Source organism: Thiofractor thiocamini (assembly GCF_055384375.1).
In genome coordinates this window covers 1,523,450-1,536,599 of sequence record NZ_AP042389.1, presented here as the reverse complement: position 1 = coordinate 1,536,599, position 13,150 = coordinate 1,523,450, and the positions used below count along the sequence as shown (strand labels likewise).

Genomic DNA, 13,150 nt, shown 5'->3' with positions numbered 1-13,150 from the left:
AATTTAAAAAATATATAAAAAAATAGGAAGAACAAAATGAGAGTCTATCTTGACAATAATGCAACTACCATAGTAGATCCTATGGTAAAAGAGTTGATGGATCCGTTTTTTTGCCAAATGTACGGCAATCCAAACTCGCTTCATCAATTTGGTAGCGAAACCCATCCGGCACTAAGAATTGCCATGGATCAGCTGTATGCAGGTATAAATGCAAGTGACAGTGATGATGTCATCGTAACTTCTTGTGCCACAGAGAGCAATAACTGGGTTTTAAAAGGTATATATTTTGATATGATAAAAAACGGTGAAAAAGATCATATCATAACAAGCTCAGTTGAGCATCCCTCTATCATAGCGGCTTGTAAATTTTTGGAAAGCCAGGGAGTTAGAGTTACTTATCTTCCTGTGAATAGTGAAGGTGTTGTAGAAGTTGAAGATCTTAAAAAGGCTATCAACGATAAAACGGCACTTGTCTCTATCATGTGGGCAAACAATGAAACAGGTATGATCTTTCCGGTAAAAGAGATAGCTGATATCTGCAAAGAAAACGGAGTTTTGTTTCATAGTGACGGTGTTCAGGCAATCGGAAAGATAAAAGTCGATGTGCAGGAAGTAGGAGTTGACTTTTTGAGTTTTTCAGCTCATAAATTTCACGGACCAAAAGGGGTCGGAGGGCTTTATATAAAAAATAGTGAACAACTCACCCCTTTACTTCATGGTGGAGAACATATGGGTGGAAGAAGAAGCGGAACGTTAAATGTCGCAGGGATTGTCGGAATGGGAAAGGCTATGGAATTAGCCGATAAATACATGGACTATGAGTATAAAGAAGTTAGAAGATTAAGAGACAAGCTTGAAGATGCGATTTTAGAGATACCGGATGTTTTTGTGGTAGGCAAAAAAGAGCATAGAGTTCCAAACACCATACTTGTCAGCATAAAAGGTGTTGAGGGTGAAGGTATGCTTTGGGATTTAAATAGATATGGCATTGCAGCAAGCACAGGAAGCGCATGCGCTAGTGAAGACCTTGAGTCAAATCCCGTCATGGAAGCCATAGGAGCCGAGGCGGATCTTGCTCATACGGCATTGAGACTTAGTCTTAGCAGATTTACTACCGAAGATGAGATAGATTATGCGATAGAGCATATAAAACAGGCAGTTAAGAGACTAAGAGCGATTTCAAGCACTTACTCTTATGCACCTAAAAATCATAAAAGTGGACTATAAAAGGAAAATAAATGGCAAAAAATGACTTAATAAGCGGAAGTATATGGGAAGAGTACTCCCAAACAGTACAGGATAGGATGAACAATCCTAAAAATATGGGTGAAATAACAGAAGAAGAGGCTAAGGCTTTAGGTGGCGAGCTTGTAGTGGCTGATTTTGGGGCTGAGAGTTGCGGGGATGCAGTGAGGCTCTACTGGGTGGTTGATCCTAAAACGGATAAGATCATAGATGCAAAGTTTAAAAGTTTCGGTTGTGGAACGGCTATAGCAAGCAGTGATACCATGGTGGAGCTTTGCAAGGGAAAGAGAGTCGATGAAGCTGTAAAGATAACTAACATAGATGTTGAAAAAGCTATGAGAGATACCCCTGAAACCCCTGCCGTTCCACCTCAAAAAATGCACTGTTCGGTTATGGCCTATGATGTCATAAAAAGAGCAGCTGCACAGTATAAAGGTGTAGATGAGGGAAGTTTTGAAGATGAGATCATAGTTTGTGAATGTGCCAGAGTCTCTCTTGGAACTATTAAAGAAGTTATAAAGATAAATGACTTGAAAACCGTAGAAGAGATAACGGACTATACAAAAGCCGGAGCATTTTGCAAAAGCTGTATAAAACCTGGCGGTCATGAAGAAAGAGAGTATTATCTTGTTGATATACTGGCTCAAACAAGAGCTGAAATGGAGGCTGAGAGATTGCAAGAGAGTGAAAAAACCGGAGAAGAGGTACCTTTTAAAAAGATGACTGTCATACAAAAGTTAAAAGCCGTTGAAGAGATCATAGATGAACATATAAGGCCTATGCTTGTAATGGACGGTGGTAACCTTGAAATCCTTGATATAAAAGAGAATGAAGACTACACCGATATCTATATAAGATATCTTGGAGCTTGCAGCGGATGTGCCAGTAGTGCGACCGGAACTTTATATGCCATAGAGGCGATACTAAAAGAGAAACTCGATGAAAGCATAAGGGTACTTCCGGTTTAAAATATTTCTTTTGAGAAATAGTGGTATAATATGCTCAAAGAGGTGAGCATGAAAAAAAGAATTCTATTTTTAGTGATGATGCTATATGTCCCGATATGTTCAAATGCCGGTGAACAGTCGGGGTATATAGATAAAACCCATCAATTGTTAAGTGAGTGGATATATGATACTTCAAATAAAATAGATACTTTTTTTGGCAGAAAAGATATAGAATTTCATACGAAAAACAAATCATATCTCAATCTATCATTTGATACATACAGTGAAGAGCATACAAACTCTGCCTATAGATTTAACGCCAAACTTAGGATAAGACTCCCAAAGACCCAAAAAAGACTTCATCTCGTGTTCGAGGATTTCAAAGATACTATTTCAGCCGATCAGCAAACAAGTTCAAATGTCGGAAACACAGTCGGGGACAACAGTTACATCCTAGGCGTGGAGCTAGATAAGATAGATACCAAGTTTATAAATGTAAAATATGGTTCAGGCGTGCATTTTAGCGGTATCACACCTGATGCATACATTTCGTTGTATCTTTCCAAAACTTTTTACAAAAAGTATAATTGGGAACTCGGGATAAACAACAATGCCAAATATTTTGCAAGAAAACATTTTGACAATACTATGCAGCTTTTGATATATAAAATTATAAATGAAAATTACAAATTCACTTTCTTGAACGAATATCACTATGCTGAAGACAATAATCAACTAAATGAGACTGTCAATGCTTTGATCCTGGATAAGTATATCAACCCAAAAGAGGGAGTAAGCGGTTCCTTTTCGCTCTACAGTTCAGGAGATGATCAAAACGACTTCAAGCTACACTACTATCTTGCCGAAGTTTCATATAAAAGGTTTTTTTATCACAATTTTGCTTTTTATTCGTTAAGCCCGGGAGTGATATTTAGAGACAGCGATAACTTCAAACCAAGAATGAGAGCAGTTTTTAGGGTAGGTGTTTATTTTAGCAAATTTGCACTTGGCGGATACAACAAGTATTGATCGTTAACAAATATTTAACATACGGATGTTATGCTAACAGTATGAAAAAACAATGGAAAACTTTGCTTTTGGAAGACAATACTCTGTTTGCAGAAACTTTAACGGATTTTTTGGAAGAAAATGGTTTTGAAGTGGATATAGCAAGTGACGGAGAAGAAGCGGTACAAAAAAGTTATTACAATAACTATGATATATATCTACTTGATATCAATGTTCCCTATGTGAGTGGGGTTGATTTTTTAAAAATGATAAGAAGAAGCGGGGATGAGAGACCGACCATATTTATAACTTCACATCAGGACATCGAAACTCTTAAAAACGGATATGAGAGTGGATGTGATGACTATATGAAAAAGCCCATAGATCTTGAAGAGCTTCTCTATCGCATACATGTGCTTCTTAAAAAAAGAAGGAATGTAAAAACTACTGTCGCTTTAACGAAAAACTGTTACTATGATTTTAAAAACAGGATTGTAGTGCAAGAAAACAGACCTGTCAAACTTCCTTTAAAAACTATAAAACTACTGGAACTTTTTATAGAAAACGAAGGTCAAATAGTAACAAAAGAACAGATCATAAACAGACTGTGGAGCACCTCGAGCGAATACAGTGAAGGTGCCATAAGAGTTTATATAGCCAAACTTAAAAAACTGGTAGAAAAAAATATGATAGAAAATATCAAAGGAATAGGATATAAACTAACTATAAAGTAGCCTTTTTATCTTCCAAATCCTCTTCTTTTATAGATTTTACAAATTCCATAAAAAATACCAAAAATATGGATAAAATCAAACCCGTAACAAAAGCAACCGTGATGATAAGTTTCTTTTTGGGTTTTATGGGATAATTGTGAGTTATTATATTACCCACTATATACGAATTTCTTAAATTTTGGTCACATATATTAAACTCCAATTGTTTAATTTGATGTTTTATGTCTAAAATATTTTGAGGTATAGTAGTGTTTAATGTATGTTCTAAGGCTCTAATTTGATCTAACTCTATATTGAGCTTTTCTTTTTGCAAACCAACGATAGTGATATTTTTAATATTATCTATCTTAGTTTGAAGGTTTTTTATAGATACATCAATAATTTTCTGTTTTTGTTTTACAAGATCAGGAATCGTGATATTTTTAATATTATCTATCATATTTATATTGTGCTGTAAGTCTATTTCTATTATTTTCTGTTTTTTGTCAAACAGTGATGGTATGGTCTGTTCTTTTATCTTTTGTAATTCTAATTTAAGGTCCTCAATATGATTTTGTGCATTAATTATAAGGTTTTGATAATTTACCATTTGTATGGATGAAATTGTATCTATGGTTGGATTTTTACCATGATTTATATTTCTGTATAAGTTAGATATAGCCTGGTTATATTTTTTTAAATTAGATGTATAATATTTTATTTTATCAAGCAAATTTGTTTTTTGTATTGTTTGTAAAAATTTAATCTTATTATCTATATTTTTTATATCTATATTTTTCATTAAATCAATTTGCTTTTGCAACTTTACAATATCTTGTGTTCTTAATATTTTAATCTTATTATCTATATTTTTTATATCTATATTTTTCATTAAATCAATTTGCTTTTGTAATTTTACAATATCTTGTGTTTTCAATATTTTAATCTTATTATCTATCAGCTTGATTTTTTGTTTTTTTAGTACATTTATTTGATTTTTTATATTTTGAGTTTTAAACTTCTTTATATCTTTTATCTTTTGTTTAAGATTTTCAATTTTATTTTGAGTATTTATTTTATATTGGTCAATTTTCCTTTGATAAATATTTTTAAGATAATTAACAACTTCTATGTTTTTGTTTATTGCAAATTTATTTGAAATTCCATTAGTTTCGATTGTCAAGAAATTTGTTACTTTTTTGTTTAAAGTAATATTTTTTACAACAGCTGTAGCATTTTCTTCTGTCTTTTGTTTGCCATCAACATTAAAAAACACTTTTAAAGTTTTAGATATGATTTCTGGCTCTTCTATGAGTTTGTTTCCTATGAAACCTATCCTTACATTTGACTTTGCTTCATATATGGGTTTTTTTGTAAAAGCATATATTCCTGCTATAAGAGTTATAATAAGTGTAAAAAAGAGTATAAATTTTTTATATTTCAAAATCGTTTTTAGCAATTCTTTCAAGTCTATCTCATCTTCTTCGTAGCATGGTTGTAGTTCTTTGTTTTGTTGCATTTATGATTTCCTTAAATTTATATTGAAAAATTCAAGATACCAATCTATGAAGTTATTGATACCTTCTTGTATGGAGGTTTGTGGTTTGTAGCCCAACTCTTTTACAAGATCGCCTACATCGGCGTAAGTGCTTGGTACATCACCCGGTTGGATGGGAAGCATATTTTTTTTGGCGGTTTTTCCAAGTTTTTTTTCTATGGCTTCTATGAAATCCATCAATTTTACGGGATTGTTGTTGCCGATATTGTATATCTTATAGGGAGCTTTTGAACTTGAAGGATCCGGGTTTTTTCCACTCCAGGAAGGATTTCCTTTGGGAGGATTGTCATTTACTCTTATGATACCTTCGACTATATCATCTATATAAGTAAAATCTCTTTGCATCTCTCCGTAGTTAAAAACATCTATAGGTTTATCTTCAAGAATGGCTTTTGTAAAAAGATACAAAGCCATATCGGGCCTTCCCCATGGTCCATAGACTGTAAAAAACCTTAGCCCCGTAGTTGGAAGCCCGTAAAGATGACTATATGTATGAGCCATCAGTTCATTTGATTTTTTACTTGCGGCATACAGACTTATAGGATGGTCAACATTGTCATGAGTAGAAAAAGGCTGTACTTCATTGAGTCCGTAAACACTTGAACTACTTGCATAAGTCAAGTGTTCTATATCATTGTGCCTGCAAGCTTCCAAAAGATTGACAAATCCAACTATGTTACTTTCTACATAAGCATAAGGGTTGACAAGAGAGTATCTAACTCCCGCTTGGGCTGCAAGATTTATGACTCTATCAAATTTCTCTTCTTTAAAGAGTTTATCTATATTTTCTCTATCTTCAAGATTGAGTTTGACAAATTTATAACCTGGGTATTTGTTGCTTGTTATCGGTTTGTTGTAGGGTATATCTTCTCCATCTTCAAGAGTTTTTACAATACCCGCTCTTTGAAGTCTTCCATATTTTACTTTTTGGTCATAGTAATCATTTATATTGTCAATTCCTACGACTTCATCACCTCTTTGAAGCAACTTCAAAGCCAAATGACTTCCTATAAATCCCGCCGTTCCGGTTATTAGTACTTTCATTTATTATTTCCTTTGTATTTACCCATCAACTCATCCACCCATTCTCTCATATACACTTTTAACATTGTCCATCTTCCGCCCCATATTGAGCAGTAAAAGATCAGCACACACCAAAGCAGCCATAGCTTCAGCTACAACCGAGCCTCTTATGGCGATACACGGATCATGTCTTCCTTTAAGCTCACAAATTTTTTCTTCACCGTTTATATCTATGGTTTTTTGTGATTGAAATATGGAAGGGGTCGGCTTGAAGTGAACTTTTATGATGATATCATCTCCGTTTGAGATGCCACCTAGTATCCCTCCACTGTGATTTGAGAGAAAACCATCTTTTGTTATCTCGTCATTATTGCTTGAACCTCTTTTTTTACTTGCTTCTACCCCATCACCTATCTCTACGGCTTTTACACCGTTTATACTCATCATGGCACTTGCCAAAAGCCCGTCAAACTTTTGATATATCGGCTCACCAAGTCCGATGGGAGCATTTTCTATCTTCACCAAAGCCGTTCCGCCTATAGAGTCATGTTCACCTCTAACCTTTTCTATAAGCTTTTTTTGTCGTTCTTCTTCGTTTTTATCAAGTGAATAAATGATATTCTTTTTTGCAAAATCAAAGTCAAGGTTTTTTGCTTCAATATCCCCGATAGCATAAATACCGCCTTTAACTTCTATGCCAAGCTCTTTTAAAAGAAGTTTCGCCACCGCCCCGGCCGCAACCCTGGCAGCCGTTTCACGAGCACTGCTCCTGCCTCCTCCTTTGTAGTCTCTTATGCCATATTTGTAAAAGTAAGTCATATCCGCATGACCGGGCCTGAAAAGATCTTTGATGTTTGAATAGTCTTTGCTCTTTTGGTTTGTGTTTTCTATCATCAAAGCTATCGGGGTACCGGTACTGACACTTTCAAAAACTCCGCTTAAGATTTTTACTTTATCACCCTCTTTTCTTTGGGTTTGATATATGTTTTGTCCGGGTTTTCTTCTATCTAGTTCACTTTGGATAAACTCTTCATCTATCTTTAAGCCGGCTGGCACCCCGTCAACTATACATCCAACCGCCTTTCCATGCGACTCACCGAAAGTAGAAAAACTAAAAATATCACCAAAACTGTTAAAACTCATAATGTCTTATCCTTCTTAAATCTTTCCAATGCCATTTGTGCGACTTTTTGATGAGCGGATTTTTTACTCTTGCCGGTTGCTCTTGCTATCTCTTTATCTCCTATGAAAACCGCCATTTCGAACTCTTTTTTATGGTCCGGTCCTTTGGAGCTTATCATCTTATACTCCGGAATCACTCCAAAATGCTCCTGCGTGAACTCTTGCAAAGTTGTTTTATAATCTTTAAATATGCTATCAAGGTCAATCTTGGGGTAAACTTCCTCAAGGAGTTTGTATGTTATCTCTTTTACTTTGTCAAGTCCGGTTTCAAGATACAAAGCACCCATCAATGCTTCATAAGCATTTGAAAGAAGTGAAGGTTTTTCTCTTCCTTTGTTATGCTCTTCAGCAGCAGACAAATAGAGATATTTGCCAAGATTTAATTTTTGTGAGAGTTTTTTGAAACCCTCTTCATTTACCAGTGATGCTCTCATCTTCGAGAGTTTTCCTTCGTCAATGTTTGGGAATTTGCGGTAAAGATACTCTCCTACTACCAGGTCGAGTACGGCATCCCCTAAAAACTCCAGTCTTTCATTGTTTTTTGCTTTTTTATAGCTTTTGTGTGTAAGTGCCTCGAGTATCAAAGCTTTATCCTTAAAACGATACCCCAAGCACTTTTGTAATTCATCTAATTTATCCAAGTTTAACTCCTTTATTTTAACTTGCCTGCTTCTTCTCTTGCGATTTTATCACACTCTTCATTTTCTTTATGTCCGTTATGACCTCTAACCCACATGGCATTTACCTTGTGAGGTTTTGCAGCTTTTATATATCGTTTCCAAAGGTCTGGATTTTTGACACCTTTAAAATCTTTCTTTATCCAGTTTTCAAGCCATTCGTTTATGCCTTTGACCACATAGTTCGAGTCACTTACAAGTTCAACCTTGCAAGGCTCTTTCAATTTTTCAAGCGCTTCTATGACGGCTAAAAGCTCCATTTGGTTATTGGTGGCATTTGGTACGGCTCCTTTTACGATCTTTTTACTGTCTTTGTATTTGAGTATGGCACAGTATCCTCCGTTACCGGGATTGCCAAGACTTGAACCGTCGCTAAATATATGTACTGATTTCACTCTGAGTTACCTTTTTTGTAAGCTTGGGCAATATTTGTACACTGTCTATATGGTGGCAGTTAGGGCATCTTGAAAAGTAGAAAGGATATGTGTTTTTGCAGTTTGAGCAAAAATACTCAAAACTGAGATCTGCTTTTTCGTAACCGCAGTGTACCAATGTTTTAAGTACATCAAGCTCAAACACATCACTCTCTCTTTCTTTATAAGAAAATCCTCTTGCACTGAGTATATCGCTTAAGAACGGGTGATTTTTAGCAAAATCCATATCGAACAAACTCTCATCCATTCTCCACCATATATCAAAAAGATTTAAAAAGTCAAAATCTTTTATCTTTTGAAAATTCAGAGGCTTATTGTGTTTTAGTAAAAATTCCACATATAGTCTCTGGGTTGATTTCAAGGATGCAAGATCATAGAGCAACTGCTCTTTTTCTTTATATTTCATCTGCTTCGAGGAGATATAAAGAGCTTTTAGATAAATCTTCTCTTTTTTCGTATCACTTCCAAGCTCTTCAAGTGCATCCAAAACTTCCAGGGCTTTATCGTATCGTTTCAAAATATCATAAGTGATTGTCAAATACTTCAAAGACTCTTCATGTCTTGGAGAAATTTTCAATGACTCTATGAAGACTTCTCTTGCTCTTTCTATAAAGCCGGCTTTTAGATACACTTTGCCGAGCAAAAAAAGGATTTGTTGTTTTTGGGCTCTTTTTGTATATTTTTTAAGAGCATATAGATATATGCCTATGCTTTTTTCATACTCTCCTATCTTTTTATAACTTTTAGCCAAAAGTATGATGCTGTCAAGTGTGAGATTTTTATCTTCAAAGATGATCCTGTACTCGTTTTTTGAGTCATCTATCTGAAACTTGTCTATGAATTTTTGGATATTGCTCTCTTCGTTTTTATTTTTATATACGCTCCACCAGTAATTTACAAAAGAGACTATAAAAATAAGCAGAAAAAAGATAATGATACCAAAAAGAGGATCTCTGTATCCTATGTAAAAATTATCCATTGCAACCTACGTTAATTATTTATGCTTTTTATTATATCAAATATTATATAATGTTTTTATGATAGAGCAAAATTCCATAGAAAATCTCAAGAGCAGACTCGATATCGTTGAAGTCGTAGGTTCGTATATAGAACTTAAAAAAAGCGGCGCGAACTATAAGGCAAGATGCCCTTTTCACTCAGAAGACACTCCAAGTTTTGTAGTAAGTCCCTCAAGGCAGATATATCACTGTTTCGGGTGTGGGGCAGGGGGAGATGCCATAAGTTTTGTGATGGATTATGACAAACTTAGTTATCCAGAAGCCATAGAAAAACTTGCAAACGATTTTAACGTACCTCTAAACTATACAAAAGGCAGTCTTGAGAAAAAAGATGATAGAAGAGTACTAGAGCAGATAAATCAATTTTACAAAAAAAATCTTTTTTCAAACCAAAAAGCAAAAGATTACATCGAACAAAGAGGGATATATACATCGTCCGTAGAAAAGTTCGAGCTTGGATATGCACCAACCTCTCATGAGAGCATAAAGTTTTTAAAAGAAAGTCTACTACCATTGGAAGATGCCTTAAAAACAGGAATTCTTGGCAAAGATGAAAGAGGCAACATATATGCAAGACTGATTGAGAGGATAACTTTCCCTATATATGCACCAAACGGTAAGATAGTAGGTTTTGGAGGAAGAACCATATCAAATCACCCCGCAAAGTATATAAACTCCCCGCAAACTTATCTCTTTAACAAATCAAAGCTTTTATACGGTTATCATTTGGCAAGAGAGAGTATCAATAAAAAAGGAAGGATTATCATAACAGAGGGTTATCTTGATGTTATCATGTTGCACCAGGCGGGCTTTAGCGAGTGTGTCGCAACACTTGGAACTGCTCTAACAAGTGATCATTTGCCACTCTTAAGAAGAGGTGAGCCCAAAGTAATCCTCTCATACGACGGCGACAAAGCAGGTATCGAAGCGGCTTTTAAAGCTGCAAAAATGCTCTCATCCTCTTCGATAGATGGAGGAGTCGTTATATTTGAGGGTGGAAAGGATCCTGCCGATATGGTAAAAGAGGGCGATATAGGAGCATTGAAGAGTTTGTTTAATGATCCAAAACCTTTTGCAAACTTCGCTGTAGAGCATATAGCTTCAAAGTATAATTTACACAATCCCATAGAAAAAGAGAAAGCTTTGAATGAAGGAGTGGAATTTTTAAAAACACTCTCACCTGTTTTACAAGATAGTTACAAAAATTATCTCTCAACTGTTTTAAATGTGGATAAAAGAGTTATCCGCTTTCAAAATAGAAACAAAAGAAGGCAGGTGCAGCCCTCAAGTGGTCAAAAGGAGGATCTAGCCGAACTTGTCATCATAAAAACACTTCTTTTAAAGCCGGAGTTTTTGGATATGGTGCTTGATAGTATCGGAGAAGAAGTTTTTAGGGTACATAGGGATCTGTTTGTAAAGCTTGTAGGAGGAGATGACGGGAAAGGATTTGAGGGATTGCTTGTAAGGGAAGATATCAATGAGCTTGATGAAGAGGAACTTAAAAAACAGTTGAGGCTGCTTTTGCTAGGATATTATAAGATAAAACTTGATAATATAAAAACTTTGAATTTACCTTTTGATAAAAAAAGTTTTTACATAAGAAAAATCCAGGATAAGATATATAGACTCAAAAGAGGGGAAATAGTAGAGTATGAAGAGATCTAAGATGAGGTGCATTTCGCTTTTTAGCGGCGGACTTGACAGTATGATTTCCGTTAGACTTATGAAAGATCAGGGGATAGATGTAACCGCACTTTTTATAGATACCGGCTTTGGTTCGACAAAAGATAACAAAGAAATTTTAAAAAAAAGAGCCGATATCGTAGGGGCTGATTTCGAGATAGTAAATGTCAGGGATAACTTCATAAAAGATATACTTTTTTCACCGAAGTATGGATATGGGAAAAATTTTAACCCCTGCATAGATTGCCATGCAAATATGATAAGAGTTGCAAAAGCTCTGATGCCAAGATTTGATGCAAGTTTTATCATAACAGGAGAAGTTTTAGCCCAAAGACCTATGAGTCAAAGAAAAGATGCACTCTTGCAGGTGAAAAAACTGGCAAACGATATAGAGGAGAATCTCCTCTTAAGACCTCTTTCGGCAAAACTCTTAGAGCCTACCAAGCCGGAACTTGAAGGATGGGTTGATAGAGAAAAGCTTTTGGGCTTAAGCGGAAGAAACAGGGAAACTCAGCTAAGACTGGCCAAAGAGTACGGTTTTGAAGATTATGAAACCCCTGGAGGCGGTTGTCTTTTGACCGATGAGAGGTTTTCAAACAAACTTAGAGACTTTATAAAGTATGATAAACTTGAAGTAGAAGATATAGAGCTTTTAAAAGTAGGCAGACACTTGAGGCTAAGAGAGGGTATAAAACTGATAGTGGGAAGAAATGAAGGGGAGAATGAACGCATAAAAGAGCTAGAAAATTCCAAAATGATTTCAGTTGATGTGCCGGATCTGCCTTCACCTTTTTCAAAGATCACCAAAGTTGCAACCAATGAGGACAAACAACTTGCAGCTAAAATTATCCTGACTTTTACAAAAGCGAAAAAAGATGAGCTTTATGAAGTGACATTTGAAGATGAAGTGATAAAAGAAACCCCGTTTGAAAGTAGAGATGAGATTTTAAAATATTATTTATAAAAACTATGATATAATCTCGCCGTAAATGTGTGGGGCATTAGCTCAGCTGGGAGAGCACGACGCTGGCAGCGTCGGGGTCAGCGGTTCGAGCCCGCTATGCTCCACCAATTTTACAAACTTCCTTTGAGTCCTAAGCTTTCAGCATCTTTTTTCATGCCTTCTATGACTTCCGATATAAGTTCGCCTAATTCAATATTGATCATATCGGCACCTTTTTCTATGGTTTGTCTGTCAACCCCGGCGGCAAATGACTTTTGTTTCCATTTTTTCTTTACCGATTTTGGAGTAAGATCCAGGATGCTTTTACTCGGTCTTACATACACACAGGCTGTTACAAGTCCCGTCAGCTCATCTACCGCATAGAGAGTTTTTTCCATCAAAGAGATCGGTTCTACATCGGTGCATATTCCGTACGCATGGCTCATCATGGCTCTTATGTACTCATCTGGATATCCGTTTTCTTCCATGATTTCTTTGGCTTTATAACAGTGTTCTTCAGGGTACATTCCATAGTCAAGATCATGTAAAAGTCCCACTATGCCCCACTTTTCCTCATCTTCTCCAAATTTTCTTGCAAAATGGCGCATTGCGCTTTCTACCGCTAACCCATGCTTTACTAGTGATTCATTGTCGTTGTACTTTTTGAGTAAATTAAGTGCATCTTCTCTTGAGGGGGTCATCAAACTATCCTTTTTAT

The 13,150-nt window shown here is 35.6% G+C and carries 13 protein-coding genes and 1 tRNA gene; 7 read left to right on the top strand and 7 right to left on the bottom strand.

The annotated features are described in order from the left end of the window. The first annotated feature begins 36 nt into the window (after positions 1-36). The 4 genes from ACZ47B_RS07815 to ACZ47B_RS07800 are packed head-to-tail and all read left to right on the top strand — an operon-like array spanning position 37 to position 3,934. Positions 37-1,227, top strand: coding sequence for a NifS family cysteine desulfurase (locus tag ACZ47B_RS07815; protein ID WP_464893985.1), 1,191 nt, complete (start codon positions 37-39; stop codon positions 1,225-1,227). 11 nt (positions 1,228-1,238) lie between these two features. Then, positions 1,239-2,213, top strand: coding sequence for an iron-sulfur cluster assembly scaffold protein (locus ACZ47B_RS07810; RefSeq protein WP_464893984.1), 975 nt, complete (start codon positions 1,239-1,241; stop codon positions 2,211-2,213). Between the two features lie 48 nt (positions 2,214-2,261). Then, on the top strand, positions 2,262-3,221 hold the full coding sequence (locus ACZ47B_RS07805; RefSeq protein ID WP_464893983.1) for a hypothetical protein: 960 nt from the start codon (positions 2,262-2,264) through the stop codon (positions 3,219-3,221). A gap of 41 nt (positions 3,222-3,262) precedes the next feature. Beyond that, positions 3,263-3,934 (top strand): response regulator transcription factor, encoded by a 672-nt coding sequence (locus tag ACZ47B_RS07800; protein WP_464893982.1) that lies wholly within the window; start codon positions 3,263-3,265, stop codon positions 3,932-3,934. On the opposite strand, the gene ACZ47B_RS07795 is transcribed toward ACZ47B_RS07800, so the two are convergent. Genes ACZ47B_RS07795 through ACZ47B_RS07770 form a run of 6 tightly spaced genes read right to left on the bottom strand, consistent with a single transcriptional unit; the run spans position 3,924 to position 9,766 of the window. Beyond that, positions 3,924-5,432 (bottom strand): Wzz/FepE/Etk N-terminal domain-containing protein, encoded by a 1,509-nt coding sequence (locus ACZ47B_RS07795; protein WP_464893981.1) that lies wholly within the window; start codon positions 5,430-5,432, stop codon positions 3,924-3,926. The two genes, ACZ47B_RS07800 and ACZ47B_RS07795, sit on opposite strands and share 11 nt — an antisense overlap. After that, on the bottom strand, positions 5,433-6,515 hold the full coding sequence (locus ACZ47B_RS07790; protein WP_464893980.1) for an NAD-dependent epimerase: 1,083 nt from the start codon (positions 6,513-6,515) through the stop codon (positions 5,433-5,435). A 30-nt stretch (positions 6,516-6,545) separates the two neighbouring features. Further along, positions 6,546-7,637 carry a chorismate synthase gene (gene aroC, locus ACZ47B_RS07785; RefSeq protein WP_464893979.1) on the bottom strand — a complete coding sequence of 364 codons (1,092 nt, stop codon included), beginning with the start codon at positions 7,635-7,637 and terminating at the stop codon, positions 6,546-6,548. Beyond that, positions 7,634-8,317, bottom strand: coding sequence for a ribonuclease III (gene rnc, locus ACZ47B_RS07780; protein ID WP_464893978.1), 684 nt, complete (start codon positions 8,315-8,317; stop codon positions 7,634-7,636). The genes aroC and rnc overlap by 4 nt, the downstream gene beginning before the upstream one ends. Before the next feature lie 11 nt (positions 8,318-8,328). Continuing rightward, a complete protein-coding gene (gene rnhA, locus ACZ47B_RS07775; RefSeq protein ID WP_464893977.1) occupies positions 8,329-8,748 on the bottom strand; it encodes a ribonuclease HI in 420 nt (139 codons plus the stop codon). After that, positions 8,726-9,766: a tetratricopeptide repeat protein gene (locus ACZ47B_RS07770; protein ID WP_464893976.1), complete on the bottom strand. Its 1,041-nt coding sequence runs from the start codon at positions 9,764-9,766 to the stop codon at positions 8,726-8,728. The genes rnhA and ACZ47B_RS07770 overlap by 23 nt, the downstream gene beginning before the upstream one ends. 58 nt (positions 9,767-9,824) lie before the next feature. Here ACZ47B_RS07770 and dnaG point away from each other — a divergent pair, with 58 nt between their 5' ends. The 3 genes from dnaG (at position 9,825) to ACZ47B_RS07755 (ending at position 12,560) form a co-directional block, all read left to right on the top strand. Next, entirely contained in the window at positions 9,825-11,471 is a 1,647-nt protein-coding gene (dnaG, locus tag ACZ47B_RS07765; protein ID WP_464893975.1) for a DNA primase, read from the top strand. A gap of 1 nt (position 11,472) precedes the next feature. Further along, a complete protein-coding gene (locus tag ACZ47B_RS07760; RefSeq protein WP_464895714.1) occupies positions 11,473-12,453 on the top strand; it encodes an argininosuccinate synthase domain-containing protein in 981 nt (326 codons plus the stop codon). Between the two features lie 31 nt (positions 12,454-12,484). Next, positions 12,485-12,560 (top strand) — tRNA-Ala (locus ACZ47B_RS07755). A gap of 3 nt (positions 12,561-12,563) precedes the next feature. On the opposite strand, the gene ACZ47B_RS07750 is transcribed toward ACZ47B_RS07755, so the two are convergent. Then, positions 12,564-13,133: an HDIG domain-containing metalloprotein gene (locus tag ACZ47B_RS07750; RefSeq protein WP_464893974.1), complete on the bottom strand. Its 570-nt coding sequence runs from the start codon at positions 13,131-13,133 to the stop codon at positions 12,564-12,566. Positions 13,134-13,150 lie beyond the last annotated feature (17 nt).